The following is a 20,904-nucleotide window of genomic DNA, read 5'->3' on the forward strand; positions in this document are numbered from 1 at the left end:
AATACCCAATCAGCTGTAATCGCTGATCCGACTGATCTTTCCGTCGCTAAACGCGAAGATGGTTACGCCCCGCAGCGATAACGTATCGCCAGCGTTACGTCCATTGGGGAGATCGATAGCTAAAACAGCTTTATACTCAATTTCAGCAGCAGCCGTCCGGACGCCTAGCGTCAGCGAACGGATCACTTGTCGACGGCTTTTGAACACGCCCAGCGATTGCTTCGCTAACGCTTCAAATTCGGCCCGGCCACTGGTTTCTGTAATCCCTGCCGTATTGGATACATTCTCGAAAACGATGACGTCATGCAGTAACGCCATCATTCCCGGTACGTCCATGCGGTTATAGGCCGAAATATACTGTTCGATTAGTTCTTGCATAGGCGGCAATGTAGCCAACGAACCGCTTAGAACGGCTTTTTGCCAAGCACTTTCTTAAATACTTCCTTAAGTAACACGGGTAAGGTAAAGTTGTGGCTCACGGCGTATCGGAAATTGCCGGTATTGATCGTCTCGATTGGCTTACCGTTCTCGCTATGCTGTACCGTCTTACCGGTGGCGATGTTTACTACGTGCCGCAGATTGAGGTTGTTGGCAAACATATCGGAGAACCGGGGCGAGTAATACATACAGCCTTCGAAGTAGTAGTGGGTCACCTGCGACCAACGCGTTACGTTACCGCCTTTTATGGGCATCCCGCCGTGAACTAAGTTCGACGACCAGATCAGGACGTCGCCTTTCTGCATGTGGATCTCCTGGCGTTGGTAGCCGTTTGCTTCCATGAAGTCTTCCATGAAGTCTTCGTAATGCGGATATTCAGCGTAGTTCTCCTGGGCTTCAATGCCGATGTCAAAGTAGTTAAATTCCTTCTGCCGGTGCGACCGCGGATAATAAAACAACGGGCCATTGCTGGCATTTGTCTCTTCCAGGGCCACCCATACGCCACACATAAAGCGGGCAGGTGTGCTGCTGAAGTGAATGGTATCGGAGTGCGCCCGTTGCTGCGTACCAAACTTGAAGTTGAGCGTTTGAAAGGGAATAGGTTCGCGTTCGTACAGCAACCGAAGAACGTCGAAAATCTGAGGTTGGCTGGCAATATCACGTACCGTCTTATACTTTTTCCAAAGATCTTGATGTCGGCTGGGCTGCTCACCTAGATTCGCCGGATACTCATGTTCGATTTCTTTTATAGTGCGATCGATTAGTTCAGGGGCAACCTGCTGACGTAAGAGCAGAAATCCTTCACGATTATAGTGAGTGACCATTTCTTGCTGCTCGGCGGTAAGGCTTCGTTTCATCAGCAGATCACTAAAGAAAGGAGACTCAACCCAGGGTAGGTTCATTTTCTGGGCTACGGCAAGATTGTTCATGGATAGAAAGGTTTGGGGTGATGATTAGAGTATCAATCTACTTCATTTATCGCCTATAGGATGAATTGATTTTAGTGAACGGCATACAGCTGTTGCACGTAATAAGAATTCAACTAAACGAATGCCAAACTATTCATTATAAGCATGATACCTTAAGCTGCCAGCATTAAAAGTTGATTAAAATGAAAGCGCCGGAAGTTGACATGACTTCCGGCGCTTTCATTTCTTATAGCGATTATTATTACACTCAACTAAAATTCATATTGCCACCAGAGCAGGTTCTCTGTCCGGTTGAACAGGACAAATCTATTTTTTTCGAGTACCTTCTGCGACGCTACATTCTCGACGTCCGTATCGGCGACTACGCGCAGCACACCGGGCTGTTTCCCGGCCCAGTCCACGAGTCCACCCACCATTTCGGACATATAGCCCTGCCGCTGAAAAGCTGGATACGTACCGTACCCAATTTCAACAGCACCCGTTTCATCAGGTTCGCCCTTGAACTTGGCTTCGGCAACAATCTGCTGTTTTTGTCGATCAATGGCCAGCCACATAGTATGATACAGCGGGTCGCGTGAAGGTTCTTTTAAACGGGGAATGGTGAAATGGGTAATCACGCTTAACACAGGCTCAACTGCCTTCCGATGACCTTGCCGTAGCCCCAGCGTTTCTTCAAGCCGATAACTATCGGCAACGTGTAAAATAACCTGATCGAGCGTCAGGGGGATAATGGTCAGACGTAACGTTTCAATCATAACTGAGTATCGGCCTGGCTAACGTAACTACTAATGCCAACATGACTATATAATTTGGCTAACCGATGCGCATGTTCGTCATAAGCCGCTTCAAATAAATCAACCGCCCGCTGGGCTCCCACAACCACGCCTGCGCTCAATACCTTCGGTGGCCGCCCCGCTTCGGTGAGCAGTCGTGCGACCTCAGCCTTGATACTATTGACAATAACGGCTCCGCCTACCGTACTCCCCGGCGCAACAGGTGTGTCAAGACCGGGAATGGTAAGCATCGCGTCGCCCACGGGTGCCCCTGTGTCGAGAATTAAATCGGCAAAGTCGCTTAATTTTTTACCATCAGTACGTTTACTGGTACTCTTCTCCGAATGCTCTTTTGTGATCAACACAACGACTTTTACGCCTTTTTGCTGAAACAGCTCAGCCATTTCAATAGGCACTACGTTGCAGCCCGACGACGATATGACCAGCGCTGAGTCCTGATCTGACAAGTCGTAGTTGCGAAGAATTCGGTCGGCCAAGCCAGGAACATTCTCCAGAAACATAGCCTGCCGTTGTCCGTTGGCTCCAACAACCAGGTTATGAAACGTAAGAGACAATTCGACAATGGGATTGAATCCCGGAAACGAGCCATAGCGTGGCCACATCTCTTCGACCATGATGCGGCTATGTCCCGAGCCGAACACATGGACCATGCGCCCCGCCAGAATCGTCTCAGCGAACCAGTTTGCTGCTTGCTGTATCTGAGCTTCCTGCGCTTCGACCGTATCTAGAATGGCGCGGCATTTTTGGATATATTGAAGAGTCATAATGTCTGAACCGGGATTAAGCTGACTATTCCTGATTAATTTGATTTAAACATGAGCTAGACAGAAACGTGCCTAAGCCAAACTTATCTCGCTGCTTATGTCCCATACTATGTCTGATTAGTTAATCAGCAATCAGGTCAATCAGCATCAATCAGCTTAAACCCGGTTTTGAAGGGCGAAGCTGGCCGCGCCGATAGCACCGGCCATATCACCAAAATGGGCTATTTTAATTGGTGTGACCTGACCACCCGGCCGCCACTCATACAAGCTCATAAATTCAGCCAGGGGGCGTAATAAATCATCTTCCGCCTGAGTGATGCCCCCGCCCAGCACGACTAAATCGGGCGAAAACAGGTTGATGAGTGAGTTAATGCCTATTGCCAGTTTTCTGACTGATGTCAACCACACCCACTGCGCAAAATACTCTCCCTGCTTATACGCTTCGAGCAGTTGGTAGGTCGACGTAAACCGCCCCAGCGACCGACGTTCGATTGTTGCGTTGCCAATGGCATCTTCTAGACTACCTGGCGCTCCGGTTATATCCCGATCGGCCTCAGCGTCTACGGTCATATGCCCAATGTGCCCGGCCTTCTGGAAATTCCCCTGATACAGTTTACCGTCGATTAAGATACCGCCCCCAACGCCCGTACCGAGCGTAAGCATGACTACGTTCCGACAACCTTTGGCAACACCGAATCGGCTTTCGGCCAGTAAAGCAGCGTGTGCATCGTTAACAACGTGAACGGTTGCGTTCAGGAAGTTGCCCCAATGGAACCCTTCCAGACCGCTCAGCCGACCAGGCATAAACGCAATGCACTGATTGGTTACGTTCGGCAAACCCGGAGCCGATAGCCCGGTAAACTCCACAGGTTCGGCCGAATAATCACGAAGCTCCTTGACGGTTTCCGATACGGCCTGCTTCCAGTGAACGTCAGTTTGGTCTTTCTCACCGTTGGTAGGATGGTATAGCTGCTTGACAATTTCGCCGGTATCGCTGTTCATAAGTACCCCTTTAATCCAGGTGCCGCCAAGATCTATACCAATTGCGTTCATAATTGCCCTTCGCTAACACTCCAGCCGCCGTCGACGGTCAATATCTGGCCGGTGGTGAACTTCGACTGGTCTGACATAAAATACACGGCGGCTCCGTCGAGGTCACTGGGCTGCCCAATACGTCCTCCATCGAGCGGTTGCTTACTTTTTGTGAACGACATGATCGCATCGTCTTTCGTAGCTCGTTGGGCCATGGGTGTTTCGACCAGAGACGGTGCTAAGGCGTTGATCCGTATGTTGTCATTGGCGTAGTAGGCCGCTACCGATTTTGTAAACCCGATAACGGCTGACTTCACGGCAGCATAGGCATGGGTAGCAAAGTAGGTTGGCGACGGTGACGACCCGAGTACCGATCCCATGTTCAGAATAGCTCCACCCGTTTTTTGGGCTCGAAACGCCCGAACGGCTGCCTGGTTCGATAGCATCAACGACGTAAGATTAAGATTGACGGTGTAATTCCAGCCCTCAAGGGTTATATCATGAAGCGGGCCATCTCCGAACCGCCGTCCACTACCTCCTGCTACGTGATATAATCCATCGAAGCCACCAAATATCTGCTGACAAAGCGCAATGGCTTTAGTGGCGGTTTGAGGGTCTGAGGCATCGCCCGACATGGCTAACCCGTTGCCATCTAATTGCTGTTCAGCGGCTGTGCAGCTTTCCGGATTACGTCCTACTACAACGACCTGTGCTCCTTCCCGGACAAACGCTACGGCTGCCGACAATCCCATTCCTGTGGTACCACCCACCACCACAATACGTTTATTCTCTAACCACATTCTGTTTGTTGACTCAAATTGATTTATACCGCAAGAAACGAAATAGACCGACGTCCACCAAGATTGCCCACAGCAAGCTTCTGTAGTAGTCTAGTCGAATTATTAAAGCAAAAGCGGAGCCTCAGAAGAAGCTCCGCCAATTACGTTACACTAAATCGCGCTCGATGATTTTCCCGCTGGCTTTTTCTTTCAGGATAAGCTTGTTGCGGCCGTCGTGGGTCATTTCCTGCTTGATAAGGTAGTGGTCAGCGTCGTATTCGGTTAAGGTTGTTTCCTGGGTTAGACCCTCTTTACCCCGCCAGACGGGCAACTGCACAGGCTCCCACTGCTTGGTTTCGGCGGACTTGTAAGCGGCATCAAGAATCGCGTTGACAACGTACCCATCGTAGAACGTTTCGGCTGGTTCACGCCCTTCCTCTACCGCCATAAACATGTCTGTAAACATGTGATTATAACCCAAATCGTTTACTTCATCGCCAACGGGGAATAACCAACCTGTGTTCGATTCAGCTTTTTCGGCTACGTAATCAGCACCTTTACCCGTTGTGAACATCTCAAAGCCGGTGCGCAGGAAGTTGTTGATCCAGATCGTACCCTCGGTACCCATCACCTCATCGCGAAGGTCCATACCGCCCCGGAACGTCCAGCTCACTTCGAACTGACCGATCGCGCCATTTTCGTACTTGACCAGCGCGATTGCGTGATCTTCGGCGTCGATCGGCTTCACCTGGGTAGCTGCCCAGCACATCACCTCGACCGGCTTCACATCTTTGCCGATGAAGTTTCGGGCAATTTCTACGCAATGGCAACCTAAGTCGAGCATACACCCGCCACCGGCCTGCTCTTTATCCCAGAACCAATTGGAGTGAGGGCCTGGATGCGTTTCGCGTGACTTTGCCCAGAGGATTCGGCCCAAAGCGCCGTTCTGGACGCTGTCTAAAGCTTTCAAAAACTTTGGGGAGTAACACAAATCTTCAAGGTAGCCCCCAAAAATTCCGGCTTCTTCTACCAATTGCATCATACGCAGTGCCTCTTCCGCCGTACGGCCCAGGGGTTTTGTGCACACTACGTTCTTTTTATGCTTAGCGCAAAGTTCAACCGCTGACGCATGAAGATTATTTGGCAAGGCAATGCACACCATGTTCACATCGGGATGGGCGATGACCTCTTCCATATCGGTCGACATGAAGGAACAGCCATAATCATCGGCAAACTTTTTGGCGGTTTCTTCCCGACGGGCGTAAATGGCTACGACTTTGTCGCGGCTCCGTTGACCATGAAGTGAATCGGCGTAAAAGCGGCCAATAAAGCCACCTCCCAGCATAGCAATACGTTGCATACGTAAAGTTTTAGGTAAAGGGTTAATCCGTACTTTCGCGGAATTCACGGCACTGGATTAAATCCGTAGACTTACATTCAGCGCCTTGAATCCGCGAACTAAAGTAGAGAAACACTGACTGAATACTGCCCCGATGGCCGATTTTTTTGATATCAACACGCTGTTCTTTACCGTCTGGGACTACCCGATGAGTTACCTCGAATTTTTTGGTGTCGTCAGCGGGGCGGTCGCGGTGTGGTTATCGGCCCGGGCCAACATCTGGAGCTGGCCGATCGGCGCGGGTAGTGTCGTCTTGTTCTTCTTTCTGTTCTATCAGATCCAGCTCTACCCGGATATGTTCTTACAAGTGTTTTTCTTTATCACCAACCTACAGGGCTGGTGGCGATGGTCGCACCCCGCACCGGTAGAAGCCGACGGCAAGCAAGAACTAAAAATCACCCGAATGCCTTCCCGCAGGTTAATGATCTGGACGTTACTAGGTATAATAGCAACCGTCCTTCTGGGCACTTTCGCCAGCAACTTACACGAGTGGTTTCCGATTCTGTTCAGCAAGCCTAGCGCTTTCCCTTATCTCGACTCCTTCACGACGGTTATGAGCATTGTGGCCACGTTCCTGATGATTGAGAAGCGGGTGGAATGTTGGTACGTCTGGCTGCTGGTCGATATTATCCTGACGTACATGTACTTCGTCAAAGGCGTTAAGCTGGTGGGTGTTGAGTACTTCGTGTTCTGTTTTGTCGCTATGGTGGGTGCCTGGCACTGGACCAAAGAATATCGGTCATATTCCACCCAGACGGCATGACAACAGGATTAGTTTTTGGCAAATTTATGCCAGTTCACAAAGGTCATTTAGCCCTGATCGAGTTTGCCCGACGTCAATGCGACCGTCTGATTGTGTCGATGACCGTCACGCCAACCGATCCCATTGATCCCAAGCTTCGGCTAGATTGGCTTACGGAACTTCTCGCCCCCTACCCAACCATTGAGGTTGTTGCCGAGTCGGACGACTTTCATGATCCAACCTTGCCATTGTGGGAAGCGACAAAGCTCTGGGGCGCGTTCATCAGGAAACGGTTTCCGGACGTTAGTGTGTTTTTCTCCTCCGAAGAATACGGCGCACCACTAGCCCATCATTCCGGTCTGCGACACGTATTGTTCGATCCGACGCGTCAACTTGTGTCTGTTTCCGCAACGCAAATCAGGCAGCACCCCTATCAATACTGGTCGTATATTCCTGACGTAGTACGGCCTTATTTTGTCAAAAAAATATGCCTGTATGGCCCCGAAAGCGTTGGCAAAACCACAACGGCCCATGTATTGGCCACTGAGTACCAGACAAGTTTTGTTCCGGAGGTTGCCCGCGACATGATCACCTCCAATGATTTCACACTCGACGATATTATCCGGATTGGGTACGCCCAAACGGAAGCGATCAAAACGGCTGAGCGGCAGGCTAACCGGATTCTGTTTTGTGATACCGACGTCATCACGACCCAGATTTACTCCGACCTCTACCTCCACCAGGTTCCGCCGGTTCTGTATGAATTGGAGCAGCAGGTAACGTACGATGCATACGTATTACTCGATATTGACGTACCGTGGATTGCCGATGGGCTACGCGATTTAGGCCACCGCAGACAGGAAATGATGGCTTGGTTTCGCTACGAACTCGATAAACGAGAACTGCCTTATTCGCTGGTAAGCGGCTCATATTCAGAACGTCTAGCCAGCGTCCGGGTTATTGCCAATCAGCTGTTAAACCTGAACGAGAATTACCAAACGGAATAGTCTGTATCTCAAGTAGATAAGTATAATACAAGATACATTGATTAGAACTATTTAAAGAATTTATGCCGGTAACCTATTGATAATTATGATCTTATTTTTTTGATAGTATAATTTTGCATTTGAAACCAAACTTTGTATTCATTATGGCAGTTGCCAAACAATTCCTTAAAAGCAAGCCAATTGCAAAAGTAACGTTTGAATTGTCGGCTGACGCCGTCAATGGAGCTAAGACGGTCGCGGTGGCCGGAGAATTCAATAACTGGGACCCTACTGCCCAGGCATTGAAGAAGCAGAAAGATGGTTCTTACAAAACTACGGTTGAGCTGCCAGTTGGCAACGAATACCAATTCCGTTACGTTTTGGACGGTTCAAAATGGGAAAATGATTCGGCTGCCGACAAATACGTAGCTAGTGGGGTTTCTAACGAACAGAACTCAGTAGTGGTATTATAATCAACATCTACTCAAAAAGAAGACCCGACCAATTGGTCGGGTCTTCTTTTTTGAGCGGTTTCCTTAAACGGTAAAGTTATCCGACTCTACATACGCTTTAATGAGCGCCAGTTCACCTTCTTTACCCTTCTGCGATTTACCGTGCTCCATACCGAAAATAAACTCTTTGTTTTCGGCCTTAGCCTTCTGGTAAACGTGCTTGAAGATATTTTTATAATTGATTTCGCCAGTCGTAGGTTCGTTACGTCCCGGATTATCACCGATCTGGAAGTAGCCAATCTCGCTCCAGGTCCAGTTGATGTGCGGGATAATATGCCCTTCATTTTTCTGCATGTGATACACGTCGAATAGAATCTTGCAGGAAGGACTATTCACCGCCCGGCAGATTTCGTACGTCTGGTCGGAGGTGCGTAAAAACAGGTTTGGCGTATCGCTGAGCGGTTCCAGCACCATAGTCAGTCCGGCCGGAGCCAGAATATCAGCACCCCGGCGCAGGGCGTCGATCACATTACCGGTTTGTACGCCTATTGGCAGGTTACGCTCAAAATCGCCGGGAACAACGGTTGTCCATTTGGCGTTGACCCGCTTGGCAGTTTCAACAGCCCTGCGGCAACCATCCAGGAAAATGTCGATATATTCTTTCTTGCCCGCGGCTAATGTATTTTGGGAATTGCCGCCTTTGTCGAGTACGAACACGCCCATGGTCATCCCGAGTCTGGCCAGTTCACTGCCTATTTTCTCCTGCAGCGCAGGGTCGCGGCCCATCATGCCGTTATCCTCCAGGGCAGTAAATCCCAGATCAGCCATGAATTTCAGTTGATCAATAGGATCTTTACCAGCACTGTTTTCAAACATGCCGAAGTGCGGGGCATATTTTAGCTTGAAGTTGTTTTTAGCGAACAAGGTGGGCTGCGAATGCCAGTTTCCGGCGACAGCCTCACCCGATACAGCGGCTCCGGCAAGGCCTAAGGTCGATTTTACAAAATTGCGACGTTGCATAATTGATTAAGGAAGAGTTTGCCTGCACACCTACGTAGGTGTGCAGGCAAAGAAACACGTTTATTTCCGTTTCAGGCTGCTTAGGTATTCAACCAAATCTACTAACTCCTGGGTGCTCATGGCCTCCTGCAAGCCAGAGGGCATCATCGACGAATCCATTTTTTTCATAGAGACGACATCCGACATTTTGTAGTTCTGCACGACCCCGCCAGGAAACTTCATTTGCAGATCGGTTTCGGTTTTGCTCGACACAATACCCGACATCGTGCTGCCATCTTTGAATTTTACCTCCCAACCTTCGTAGCCAAAGCTGATACCGGCATCGGGGTGTAAAATAGCCAGGTACTGACCTTCTTTTGGCAGTTTAGAGCCAATCTCCGACAGTTTAGGGCCGAAGTCCATGCCATCGCTATTGACCTGATGGCAGGTAGAGCAGTTGGTTTTAAACACATTAAGCCCTTTTGAGACATCGCCGTTCATCGCCAGTAGCTCGTTCATCGCCGGAAGCTTCTTGGTTGTAGCCACTGAACCCGCATCCAGGAAACTAGCGGCATCCTGACGTATTTTTTTCCGCCACGAACCACTTACCCCCTGCACCGCAGCGGCTTTATACTCGCCTTTTATATCGCCGGATTTAAGCAGAGCAATAACCAGATCTTCACCATCGCCACTTCCGCCCAGCGAACGGGTGGCCTCCCGACGTAACGGTGTGGGTCGTTTCTCATCCAACGCCACGGTTTTAAGTATCTCAATCGATTCTTTACTACCCACCCGACGTAACGCCATAAGCATATTCGTGGCCGCTTCGGGATCAGTACCGTTAACGACTTCCCAAACCATCGGGCCACCCTGCTGCCTGAGCAATTGCCGGGCGGCATCACGGCCCATACCGTCCAACGCTTTTTGAACCGCCAACTGCTTCAGGCGGGTGTTCTCGGAAGAAGGCTGATAACGGGTTACCAATTCGATGTATTCTGGGGTACCATATACATCGTTCATAAGTTTAGTCAAAGCACTGGCAGCTACGTCGGAGCTCTTGACGAAAGCCGGATCGAGGTGGCGGAGAGCCAACTTCGTTACGTCTACGGAACCGCTGTTTTCCTGCAAGATGGCTAACAAAGCCGTCGATTTCTCGGTAGCACCAGGGTTGAAGTCAAACGCCCGGAAGTAACGTAACCGCTGATTCAGATCGACACTGGCATCGCCAGCCAGCTTTGCCAGCATGGGCACCGATTCCTTCGTGCGAGCCCGCCACACTATATCTTGACCACCGGCGTTAGCGAGCGGATTGTTGTTCATCTGCTTCACCCAGGCGGTATAGTAACTGTCCCAATTCCCGTCGGCTCCGATACCGAGTGCTTCCAGATACCACCGGTCTTTGCCGTCGTGTCTACTGGCTAGCTGCGCCCATAAACCAGGTGCTTCGGATGACGTGCTACGACGAAGGGCGAGAGCACATTCGCGCTGTACCTGGGCGTCTGCCGGGCCGCCGTTGCGGTCGTTGACCAACTGTTTCACGGCTTTGATGGTCTGATCGGCTCCTAACTGACGCGCGGCACGTAACGCCGTAATGCGCAGGTCTGGGTTATCGCTCTTGAGCGCCGTCTCGACGTATTTGGAGCCATTATTTAACTTACTCAGCAGCCACAGTGCGCGGGCCTGCATGCGCGGATCACTCGACGATTTATACAGCTTCGCCAGCGGCTTCTCAGCCTTAGCGCCCATGTCATGCAGCTTTTGCCAACCGGCGTAACGGATTGCCATGTTTGGGCTTTGCAGCGCTTCAATGGCCCCTTCTGTCGTGGTTACATCGACCTTTGGCATTTTGTAAGGCGAATTTGGCGGAGCCACCCGATACACCCGACCCCGGTTCTGATCGCCCGCCTGGTGGCCACCTACTCCTGGATCGTACCAGTCAGCAATAATTAGCGAACCATCGGGAGCCACGCACACATCCGCCGGACGGAACCACTGATCCCGAGCCCCTTCTAAGACATTCACAATCTCAGCTTTATAGCCCGCCCCGTCTTTCTGCACCGGATACGAACGTACTACGTTAGGGCCCGCATCGCAGTGAATAACCTGCCCCTGAAACTGCTGCGGTAGCAACTTTCCTTCGTACACAATGATGCCCGTGGGTGAACCTGCGCCGGTTTGAAGTAAGTTGGGTACCACACCGGGATCGTTCAGGTGCCAGTGCCGCCGTGGCGTTTCGGGTTCAATATTGTCGCGATTTGCCTGCCAACCTGCACCCGTCATTTCGTCGGTATAGCCGTAGTTGCCGTACTCCATGACGTAGTTAATCCGAACGCTTTTGTTGCCATCGTCGTCGTTGTCCGACTGCCAGAGCGTACCGTAGGAGTCAACCGCTACTTCATAGTTGTTGCGGAAGTTCTGGCCAAGCAGTTCTACGTTCTTACCGTCTGGATCGCAGCGGAAGACCATGCCCTGCTTGAAATTTTCTTTGTTGATCGCTTTACCCGTGGCAATGTCGATAACCGGCTTACCATCTTTATCGAGTAACTGACCGCCTTCATTCCCGAAGTTAAAGTACCACTTGCCATCGGGTCCAAACACGAAGGTGTGCATCCCGTGGTCATGCTGCTCTCCGCCGATACCGGTAAACAGAAGCTCTTTTTTATCGGCCTTGTCGTCGCCATTTTCATCGGTCAGTACCCACACATTCGGGCTATCGGACACGATAACTTTGTTGCCCTGTACCCAGATACCCAGTGGTGATTCAATACTCGGATCCTGGAAGAATACCTTGCTGACATCCGCTTTGCCATCGCCGTTCTGATCTTCCAGAATAACAATGCGGTCGCCTTCCTTTCGGGTTGGATTACCGTTTATCGCGGGTCGATAGTTATAGGCTTCACACACCCAGACCCGTCCTTTTGCGTCTACGTCAATATCCGTCGGGTTCGTCAACATCGGCTCCGAGGCAAACAAGGTTGCTTCAAGTCCCGGCGCTACGTTCAGGCTGCCAACGGCATATTTTGGATCGTGCTTATCATCGTCGGTAAGCTGGGCAAACAGGCTTGTCAGGTAGCGGTTTGACGCAGCGTTGAGGTTGCGGTTCTGATACGCTCCGACGAACACACCACCTGCCAACAGGCCAGCCGCCGATAGCGCTACGGCTCGCTTAGACAGTATAGAGAAACCAGCGGATTGAGAAAATTTCATAGTACAGAATCAGGAAGAAACAAGTTGTACTTTGCCGAGTAAATTTAGTGACAAATCGAGTCCTCTCGACGCATTCACCACCGAATTCAGCTTACAAATACGTGCAGTATGAGAAGTAATTACCTGATAGAAACCTACTCACTTTATCTAAGTTGCAGCGCTGAAAAGGTTGTTACAGTATTTTTTAGCCATGTGTGTTACACCAATGTCAGACAGGACCGATACGGCATTTCCAGGGAAACTAGTGCAGAACATGCTGTTTCATCAAACCGCTTGTAGCATCATGCACTGGTAATAAGGCTATTGAGAATTATTGATTTTTTTATTAGAATACTTAAACAATAGACTTCATTCGCTGTTCTTTACTACAAAACGAAGGCAACTAATTTCAACCTTACTTAATAACTCAACTATGAAAAAGGTAATTGTAGGCGCATTATTTGTGGCAGCGACCGCATTCAGCGCCCAGGCACAGACAACAAACTCAGGAACTACCACCAATTCGGGTACCACAACGAACTCGGGTACTACACAAAGCGGTACAACGGGTAGCACTAATATGGGATCAGGTACAACCGGCACGACTGGTTCGAGTACGTACGGCACGCAGAGCGGTACTACTGGCTCCGGCACCCAGGGCTCTACGTATGGAACCCAGGGCACAACCGGTACCAGCAATACGGGTTCGGGTACAACCGGCACCGGCTCAGGTACGTATGGTACCAGCGGTTCTAGCTCATCAGGCATGGGGACCGGAAGTACTTCTGGTACGTATGGCACGAGTAGCAGTTCTGGCCAAACCAGCGGCAGCATGAGTAATACCACGACCAATAGCCGTAGAAACAACCGGAATAACAATAGCAACAACAGTAGTAGCGGTAGCAACAGCTCAACCACTACGCCACCACGGCGGTAATTGCTAAATAGCTTATTACGGAATCGGCCAGCTGATACGACTAGTCGTATCAGCTGGCCGATTCCGGTAAAATACCATTTGTGCGCACGTATACCCACCCAGAAGAGGGTATCGAACTGATTATCGTTTATCTATATCTGTCAAGCTCGCCGGCTGGCTTTGCCGGCCGGTCGACTTTTTCTGTACGTAGCCGTAAGTCCTGGTACCAGAAGCCGGTATCCCATTGACTGTCTGCCTTATCAGCATAATCATCAGAGCTTGTGGACGGCGCGTAGGTTCGCCGAACGATTTCGCCTTTCTCAAACGGTACGGGCTGCACAAAGATAGGCCCGTCATAAACGAACGAATGGTACTCTCCATTCTCCCCGCAGGGATCAACGGACTTGGGTAAATCCTTGAGTAAGTCGAGATCCAGCTCACGCCCTAAAAATTCAGCACCAAGCTGCTTTTCGTTGACACAGACGAGCACCGCCCGAAACCCTAGGTCTACAAACTCATGGATGAGTTCGGTTGAGTTACGCTGCCAGATCGGAAATACACCTTTAAGGCCAGCGCGTTGTACCTGCACTTCGCGATACTGCCGAAGGTCTTCCAGAAAAATATCACCGTAAATAGCATACGTAACACCTTGCTCGCGAGCGGTCTGAAAGGCATTCAACATACGGGTATTATATGTTTCCATCGATACATCACCCGCGAGACGTAGCATTTGTAGCGGAATGCCTATCCGATCGGCCTGAGCCGTTAGCAAGTCTGTTCGAACGCCGTGCATACTAACGCGATCAAGCTGATCATGAACTGTCGTCAGCAGGCTTGCTACGTTGTAATCACCTGACTGAAGGCAATGAAACAGAGCGAGGGCCGAATCTTTGCCCCCGCTCCAGTTCATGATGGCCGAATACCGGCTCATCGGAAATAAAACTTCGACGGGGCAATTTCGGCCCGAACTGAATCGATCAGGGTGCCATTGGTCTGATAACGCAGCACATAACCCGCCTGTTTAAAGGAAGGCGTGACACCAGCATACACAACACCATCCGAATATCTTGGGTCCGCAGTATCGACGCCTAATCCGCTAAATAACCGAGATTGAAACGGTGTTGACGTACCGGTGTTGACCGAGAACTGATAGGTTTGCCCTTTTTCTTTGAAGTTATCGGCAGGGTCGTAGAACGAGTTTACGAAATAGAATGCCTGCTTATTGGGGCTCAACACAAATGAGCGCGAAGATCGGGCCGGATCCCCCACTTTAAAACGCGCTTCCACCGTTTTACTAGCCGGGTTGATCCGAACCATTTCCTTATCGGACGAGGCATAAGCCCACAGCTTGCCATTAGCATCTACAGCCAGTGGATTAGCATTAACGCCGACATCAATACCCGGCTGTTTTACCTCATCAGTTTCGGTATTGATCACCGTAATGGTACGTTCGCCACCAGCGCTGCCGACAAACGCTTCGTTACCCACCACGACAATATTCTCAGCACCCTTCGTAACCGAAATCTTCTTCGTTACTGTCCGAGAGGCCAGATCCATCACCAGCACATAACCGGGTTTCACGTAGAAGTTAGAGAAATCGCCCGTGGCATCCCAGCAGGTAATGTATGCCTTGTTCGCGCCAGCTCTGGCTACGTAACGCGGATTCTCTACGTCGGGAGCTTTAACCGTTAGTATAGACTTAAACGTACCCGATTCAACTAGCTCAACTTTATCCTGTCCAGCGGTGCTGTTATCAACCAGAATTACTCCTTTGCCATCAATTTCTGTGAAATCCTGCACGCCACCAGTTAACGTTCGGGCATTGACGGCATTAAAAATATCTGTCGCTGTAGTCGTTGAGTTTTTGGGTAAGAATGAAATGGAGCCGTTGTTGTCGGTGAAATTACCAGAATTGATAATAAAGGCACCGGATTCATAAGGTGTTGGTTCTGGGTCTGTGGTTTTACAGTTCCACGCGCTCAGGGCCACTACTACTGCCACGATGCTTCTGGTTGCTTGCTTTTTCATTGTGTGTTGGAAGATAAATTGATAATGATATTTACGGCTACGTTTCGTCCAGGCATCGCATTCCGTTTAACGCTGAACGCCAGCGCATCAAATACGTTATTGATCTGGCCCTGCACTCGGATAGGTATGGGACCAAGCTTTACGGCACTTTCGAGCAACACGTTCGTTAACGTAGCGCCTTTGAAATACTGACTCTCATCGAACGTAATGTAGCGACGAGAATTGGCTTGTGTCTGCACCGTCAGACGCGTGCGGCCACGTTGCAGATAGGCATTTAATGTGCCTGTATGTATTGGTACGTAAGGCAGTTGCTTGCCGACGACGTCCTGCGCGTACGTGCTATACGCCCGCTCCTGCGAAGAGCGCGTGAGCGCATAACCCACTCGAACCCCCGCCAGCCAGGGCCCATGTGCGTAGGCAACCGTTGTGGTGAGCTCTCCACCCCGCGCCACAACCAGCTGAAGATTCTCGACGCGATAGCCATAGTCGGGATTCCAATACGACCAGTTATCAACGCGGTTCCGATAGGCGGTTGCTTCGGCGGTCAGGCTTATCGTTTCGGTTAAGCTGGCTTTGGCGGCTACTCCTCCCTCTACATTAAATCCATCCTCTGGAAGCAGGTTTGGATTGCCCAGGTTTTGCCAGTAGCGCTCATTTAAAGTCGGCACGCGGTAACTACGACTGATTGAGGCTTTCGCCGTCAGTGCAAACTCGTTACGTTGTATAAGCCGGTACTCAGCGCCAAGCGAAGGCGTTAGGGGCGGGTTGAAATGAGTCACAAACGCCTGCCGAAGGTTAGCCGAAACGAGCCAGCGCGTGGTTTCATAGCGCAGCAATGCATACAAATCACCCCTATTTTCTGTGATAAGCTGCCCGCCATAGCCATCCGTCAGCGTGCGATAGTGGGACAACTCGCCCCCAACCCGCAGATTTAACTGCGCATTTACGTTGGTTGGCATTAATTTAAACTCACGTTCGACGCGGCCCACAAACCGGTCGGTTTGCGTGTGGCTCGGCGCATCAAAATTGCTTTTCGCGTAGTCGTACACATCACGAATCCAGCCTAACCGAAGGGTCAGCCAATTTGCTTCGTAGGTCGTTAGCAGACGCGCCGATTGCGTTCTAGTCCGTTCGCGGGCGATAATATCCTGCGGACTTACGATCAGATCATTATCCGACAGCCAGGTATTCACCGAAATCTGCTTGCCGTTCTTGTGCTGAAAATACAGGTCCTGCACGAACCCTCGCTGGGCCGTCGTCGATTGCTCGACGAAGTAATTCCGGCGTTCGCTATACGGATAGGCGTTGTTGTATTGGTTTCGATAGGCAAACGTTTTACCAGACAGTTGCCAGTTTTGCCCTAAAGGCGCTCCGTAACGCACACCAACCTGGGTGTTGTTATTGTGAAAACTGGCAAACTGCTGACCGAGTGTAACGGTCACGCCATTAGCATACGTTGGACTACTCCCCAGCAAGACACTTCCTCCCACAGCATCGGACCCAACGGCACTAGCTGATGAACCGTACTGAATTGCTAATCGATCGAAACCCGCAACGGGTAAAGTCGAGAAATCGGTTTGGCCCAGGTTTGGCTGGTTGATGTTAATTCCGTTCCAAAGCACAGCCGTATGGTTAGCCGATGTTCCCCGAAATGATACGGTGGCTAACTGACCGGGCCCATAATTCTTGAACGCCAACGGTGTATTCAAGGCCAATAAGTCTGTAATTGTCCCGAACCGAAACTGGAGTAAGGTTGCTGAATCAAGTCGTTGCAGCTTCTGCCCCGCCAGAAATCGCTCGGGCGCAATGGCACGTACCGTTACCGTCGACAGCGATACAGTAGACGCCGTGGCCAGCGAATCCGTCCGGGTTTCCATACGCGTAACTGTATTGGGTTGCGCAAAGCCAACCTCAGTCGCCAGCAGGCAAACAACCAGTAGAGCCACCCACCGATGCAGGGTTCGTGTCAACAAAATGAACTGTCTTCAAATTGTGTGCAACCGTTTCAGTCGAAACGGCGCGCGGTCAGGGCATTTCCTCCGAACACCAAAACAGCGGATGATCTTTGGCAGGTCTCCTGGCTTGTCTCACCGGTTCGAGCCTTCCCGTGCTGATTGTGAACACAGTGGCTACGTAGATTGAACCGGTTTGTAAAAAGACTTACAGTTGCGGGGACAGCGTCGGTTTTACACCAACTTCCCTTTTAAGCCGTGAAAGCCACCACGAAGTGACATCAGGCACCAAAAACTCAGCCACAAAGGTAGAGTGAATAGCGCAATAAAAAAACCGGCACTTCCATGCAGAAAGGCCGGTACTAAACTTTACCAGGTTAAGTATACGTACAGAAGTATGAGAAAACGGCTGACGCGAAGCCCCGCGGCTAATTAGTTAATAGAAGCTGGCGCTATGATTAAACAGGCTTACTTTGTTCTACCTGATACGTTGTACCAACTGGCTTTTCTTCGATACCCTTTCGGGTCAGCAGGTGAATAATCACCCAGGCGACCAGATACGTAAAGCCGCAGATGGTGAACAGTACGTTATACCCACCAGACAGGTTTCCGGCGGCTTTGTAGTCATCAAGCAGACTGCCGACCAGCATTGGGAAGAGAATTCCACCCACCGCACCCGCCATACCCGCTATACCAACAACCGAGCTAACCGCCTTCTTGGGAAATAGATCGGACGCTAACGTAAATACATTAGTTGCCCACGCCTGGTGGACGGCAACGGCCAGACTGATCAAACCAACCGCAACCCAAACATTAGTGGCAAACTGTGCCAAGATGATGGACACCTCCAACCCAGCGAAGACGATTAGAACCGTTTTCCGGGCTTTAAGTGTTGGCCAGCCGCGCTGGATTAGCCAGGACGATAAATAGCCACCACCGATGCTACCAATCGTGGTAGCGGTATAGATAATCATCAACTCCCAACTGGGTTTCTTCAGATCAAGGCTGAAGGTTGATGAAAAATAGGAAGGTAACCAAAACAGGAAAAACCAGTATATTGGGTCAATTAAGCCTTTACCGGCAATCATAGCCCAAGTTTGCGGCATCGTAAAAAGCTTAAACCAGCTTATCGAGCCCTCCTCATCGGTTTCCTCAACACCCAACGTCTGACCGCTGACGATGTACTGATGCTCTTCCTTGGTTAGTCGGTGCTGCCGGGCGGGCACGTCATAAAAGATCAGCCAGAAGATTAACCAGACGAAACCCAGGGCTCCGGTAATCCAGAACACTTCCTGCCAGCCGTAGCGATTCAGGATTAAGGGCACGATGAGTACAGCTACCACTACGCCAATGCTTGTACCGGCGTTGAACAGCCCCGTTGCCAGTCCGCGTTCCTTTTGCGGGAACCACTCGGCTACTGTTTTCACCGCAGCGGGATAATTACCTGCTTCACCGATTCCTAGTCCTACCCGCGCGATACTAAATCCGGTAACACTCCGCGCAACGGCATGCAGCATACCCGCAATGCTCCAGATGATGATCGTCAACGAATAGCCAGCTTTTGTACCAATTCGATCGATTATCCAGCCGAATAGCAGCAAGCCTACCGCATACGCGGCCGTGAAGGCCATGACAATGTGCGCGAAATCGGTTTCCGACCACGAAAACTCTTTTTCCAGAATGGGTTTAAGCAAGCCGATTATTTGCCGATCAAGGTAGTTGATTGTCGTAGCGATGAACAGCAGGACAACAATGAGCCACCGGTAATTTTTAAGTCTAAGGGTTGACATACAGACAAGGTTATTTCATGAGTTTAGGGACTCTCTGGCTAATGAATTGATTCACGGGCTAAAGCACAGCGGACGGAACCTTACTGGCAAACTGTTTAAAATGCGCTTTTAAACCAGCCCAGTCGTTTTGCTTTATTAAGGTTTTATCAAACAATTGGCTACCCACACCTAACCCAACGGCTCCAGCCTCGAAGTAAGCGTTCATGTTATCCAGGCTTATCCCCCCCGTCGGCATCAGTTTGACCTCATCGAGTGGCGCTTTCACGTCTTTGATGTAATCGGGGCCGAGCGACGTAGCGGGATACACCTTAATCATAGAAGCACCTAACGACCAGGCCGTATAGATCTCAGAGGGCGTGAACGCACCGGGAAAAATAGGCACACTACGCTTCACGCACGCTTTGATGACCTTCTTGTTAATGATGGGCGTTACGATGAATTGTGCTCCGGCAGTCAGCGCTTTTTTCAAATCATCTTTCGTGCAGACGGTTCCGGCTCCAATGTTTAATCCATCACCGTGATTAGCCAGGGCGTGCCGGATAATCTCTTCGGCTCCGGACGTATTGAGGGTAATCTCGATGGTAGTCAGGCCCGCTTCCCGGTAAAGCGGTAAAATCTGATCAATCTCGTCAAAGCTCAGTCCTCTGACAATACCTACCAGGGGCACTTTATGAAATAGCTCCCAGGAAAACGGATGTTGACTACTGCGGCTCATTTGCTGACGGGGACGAGTTGGTTCTGAAAAATTTTCACTTGCCCGGCAAAAGCGGCTTTATCAATAAGATCAGCCGAAATTGTGGTCGTACGTTCGGCCAGACCAAGCTCATCGATGGCGGATTTGTACAGGTCGTATAAGTTATTTCCGCTACACAGAATCAACGGCCAACTGTCTTGTTCCAGCAAAGCTTTTAGTTCGTATCCAATAAGTAAACCGCTCAGATAGAATGTGTTCTGTTGTTTTGTTAGCTTATCGAACAACTGATTCGTGCGAACCTTGAACAAACTGTTCAGGATGGACGAATTCGTTTCCCGAACGCCCTGCTTAAACGCGCTTAGCTCATCGCCTGAGAACGTAGCCAGCCCCGTCGGCGCGATTGAATCCTTCAGAATGCTATGCTCCGACATCAACTTGAAAACTTCGCCCGTCATGAACGTCTGAAAGTCGACGACCTGCTGATGCTGAATGTAAATATGCTTCGAATGCGTACCGGGAAAGATCAGGATCGCATCTTTTACGGCATGGTGCAACGTATCCAACAGCGCGAGTAAGCCAATCAGCTGCGTTTCCTCCCCGCGCATAACGTCGTGCTCCGTTCGAACCCCGGCAATCAACGTAACGTCGTTAGTAAAGCCGTCCTGCCGCTCAAGTCGCTTCGTACTGGCCTGACTGCCATCAATCAGGAATGGCAACGTAGCATAGGGTACCTCTTCCATGCCAATCGACGACGATGCCATGCCCGATATTACAATTGGAATACCATCTAGATTTGTAGCCAGCTTGGCCGCTAACCGGTTAAGCTGGTTCTGTAGCCGATCCCGGAAAAAAGCGTCTCGCGATATGCCGTTAGGCTCTCCCTGCGTTTTCCAGGCCGTATATGTATGAGCAATGCCTTCCTGAGATGTAATTTCTCCGGTGAGCTGGAGGTCAGGAACACGAATTAAGCGCAGCCGGAATGAGGAGGTCCCCCAGTCACAACCTAACAGATAGTTTCTCATAA

Annotated in this window: 19 protein-coding genes and 1 riboswitch; of the genes, 4 read left to right on the plus strand and 15 right to left on the minus strand. The window is 50.4% G+C overall.

The annotated features are described in order from the left end of the window. Positions 1-9: 9 nt before the first annotated feature. The 7 genes from ACYVIY_RS18370 to ACYVIY_RS18400 all read right to left on the minus strand — a co-directional run bounded on the left by ACYVIY_RS18370 (position 10) and on the right by ACYVIY_RS18400 (position 6,096). Positions 10-378, minus strand: coding sequence for a nuclear transport factor 2 family protein (locus ACYVIY_RS18370; protein ID WP_460977848.1), 369 nt, complete (start codon positions 376-378; stop codon positions 10-12). 26 nt (positions 379-404) lie between these two features. Further along, positions 405-1,367, minus strand: a complete 963-nt coding sequence (locus ACYVIY_RS18375; protein WP_460977849.1) for a phytanoyl-CoA dioxygenase family protein — start codon at positions 1,365-1,367, stop codon at positions 405-407. A 251-nt stretch (positions 1,368-1,618) separates the two neighbouring features. Next, entirely contained in the window at positions 1,619-2,122 is a 504-nt protein-coding gene (locus tag ACYVIY_RS18380; RefSeq protein WP_460977850.1) for a GNAT family N-acetyltransferase, read from the minus strand. Further along, complete coding sequence (locus tag ACYVIY_RS18385) at positions 2,119-2,925, minus strand: sugar isomerase domain-containing protein (protein ID WP_460977851.1); 807 nt, start codon at positions 2,923-2,925, stop codon at positions 2,119-2,121. The genes ACYVIY_RS18380 and ACYVIY_RS18385 overlap by 4 nt, the downstream gene beginning before the upstream one ends. A 156-nt stretch (positions 2,926-3,081) precedes the next feature. Beyond that, on the minus strand, positions 3,082-3,978 hold the full coding sequence (locus ACYVIY_RS18390) for an ROK family protein (RefSeq protein WP_460977852.1): 897 nt from the start codon (positions 3,976-3,978) through the stop codon (positions 3,082-3,084). Further along, positions 3,975-4,757: an SDR family NAD(P)-dependent oxidoreductase gene (locus tag ACYVIY_RS18395; RefSeq protein ID WP_460977853.1), complete on the minus strand. Its 783-nt coding sequence runs from the start codon at positions 4,755-4,757 to the stop codon at positions 3,975-3,977. The genes ACYVIY_RS18390 and ACYVIY_RS18395 overlap by 4 nt, the downstream gene beginning before the upstream one ends. Before the next feature lie 145 nt (positions 4,758-4,902). After that, positions 4,903-6,096: a Gfo/Idh/MocA family protein gene (locus ACYVIY_RS18400; RefSeq protein WP_460977854.1), complete on the minus strand. Its 1,194-nt coding sequence runs from the start codon at positions 6,094-6,096 to the stop codon at positions 4,903-4,905. A 133-nt stretch (positions 6,097-6,229) separates the two neighbouring features. Here ACYVIY_RS18400 and pnuC point away from each other — a divergent pair, with 133 nt between their 5' ends. The 3 genes from pnuC (at position 6,230) to ACYVIY_RS18415 (ending at position 8,336) form a co-directional block, all read left to right on the plus strand. Then, a complete protein-coding gene (pnuC, locus tag ACYVIY_RS18405) occupies positions 6,230-6,898 on the plus strand; it encodes a nicotinamide riboside transporter PnuC (RefSeq protein WP_460977855.1) in 669 nt (222 codons plus the stop codon). After that, positions 6,895-7,884 (plus strand): AAA family ATPase, encoded by a 990-nt coding sequence (locus ACYVIY_RS18410; protein ID WP_460977856.1) that lies wholly within the window; start codon positions 6,895-6,897, stop codon positions 7,882-7,884. Before pnuC ends, ACYVIY_RS18410 begins: the two co-directional genes overlap by 4 nt. Positions 7,885-8,027: 143 nt before the next feature. Next, positions 8,028-8,336, plus strand: coding sequence for an isoamylase early set domain-containing protein (locus ACYVIY_RS18415; RefSeq protein WP_460977857.1), 309 nt, complete (start codon positions 8,028-8,030; stop codon positions 8,334-8,336). A gap of 63 nt (positions 8,337-8,399) precedes the next feature. Here ACYVIY_RS18415 and ACYVIY_RS18420 read toward each other — a convergent pair whose 3' ends face one another. Together ACYVIY_RS18420 and ACYVIY_RS18425 are read right to left on the minus strand one after the other, a co-directional pair. Next, positions 8,400-9,335 (minus strand): hydroxypyruvate isomerase family protein, encoded by a 936-nt coding sequence (locus ACYVIY_RS18420; protein WP_460977858.1) that lies wholly within the window; start codon positions 9,333-9,335, stop codon positions 8,400-8,402. 60 nt (positions 9,336-9,395) lie between these two features. After that, a complete protein-coding gene (locus tag ACYVIY_RS18425; RefSeq protein ID WP_460977859.1) occupies positions 9,396-12,521 on the minus strand; it encodes a PVC-type heme-binding CxxCH protein in 3,126 nt (1,041 codons plus the stop codon). A 412-nt stretch (positions 12,522-12,933) separates the two neighbouring features. Here ACYVIY_RS18425 and ACYVIY_RS18430 point away from each other — a divergent pair, with 412 nt between their 5' ends. After that, a complete protein-coding gene (locus tag ACYVIY_RS18430; protein WP_460977860.1) occupies positions 12,934-13,437 on the plus strand; it encodes a hypothetical protein in 504 nt (167 codons plus the stop codon). Positions 13,438-13,564: 127 nt separating this feature from the next. On the opposite strand, the gene ACYVIY_RS18435 is transcribed toward ACYVIY_RS18430, so the two are convergent. The 6 genes from ACYVIY_RS18435 to ACYVIY_RS18460 all read right to left on the minus strand — a co-directional run bounded on the left by ACYVIY_RS18435 (position 13,565) and on the right by ACYVIY_RS18460 (position 20,902). Next, the gene (locus ACYVIY_RS18435) at positions 13,565-14,347 is read right to left on the minus strand and encodes a Dph6-related ATP pyrophosphatase (RefSeq protein ID WP_460977861.1); all 783 of its coding nucleotides are present in this window, start codon (positions 14,345-14,347) and stop codon (positions 13,565-13,567) included. Then, positions 14,344-15,444, minus strand: a complete 1,101-nt coding sequence (locus tag ACYVIY_RS18440; protein ID WP_460977862.1) for a DUF5074 domain-containing protein — start codon at positions 15,442-15,444, stop codon at positions 14,344-14,346. The genes ACYVIY_RS18435 and ACYVIY_RS18440 overlap by 4 nt, the downstream gene beginning before the upstream one ends. Then, positions 15,441-17,417: a TonB-dependent receptor plug domain-containing protein gene (locus ACYVIY_RS18445; RefSeq protein WP_460977863.1), complete on the minus strand. Its 1,977-nt coding sequence runs from the start codon at positions 17,415-17,417 to the stop codon at positions 15,441-15,443. Before ACYVIY_RS18445 ends, ACYVIY_RS18440 begins: the two co-directional genes overlap by 4 nt. A 77-nt stretch (positions 17,418-17,494) precedes the next feature. Continuing rightward, positions 17,495-17,704: riboswitch (cobalamin riboswitch) on the minus strand. A 150-nt stretch (positions 17,705-17,854) separates the two neighbouring features. Further along, on the minus strand, positions 17,855-19,186 hold the full coding sequence (locus tag ACYVIY_RS18450) for an MFS transporter (RefSeq protein ID WP_460977864.1): 1,332 nt from the start codon (positions 19,184-19,186) through the stop codon (positions 17,855-17,857). Positions 19,187-19,244: 58 nt separating this feature from the next. Further along, the gene (locus tag ACYVIY_RS18455) at positions 19,245-19,901 is read right to left on the minus strand and encodes a bifunctional 4-hydroxy-2-oxoglutarate aldolase/2-dehydro-3-deoxy-phosphogluconate aldolase (RefSeq protein ID WP_460977865.1); all 657 of its coding nucleotides are present in this window, start codon (positions 19,899-19,901) and stop codon (positions 19,245-19,247) included. Continuing rightward, positions 19,898-20,902, minus strand: coding sequence for a 2-dehydro-3-deoxygalactonokinase (locus ACYVIY_RS18460; protein WP_460977866.1), 1,005 nt, complete (start codon positions 20,900-20,902; stop codon positions 19,898-19,900). The genes ACYVIY_RS18455 and ACYVIY_RS18460 overlap by 4 nt, the downstream gene beginning before the upstream one ends. Positions 20,903-20,904: the final 2 nt, after the last annotated feature.

The sequence above is a fragment of the Spirosoma knui genome (genome assembly GCF_054780635.1).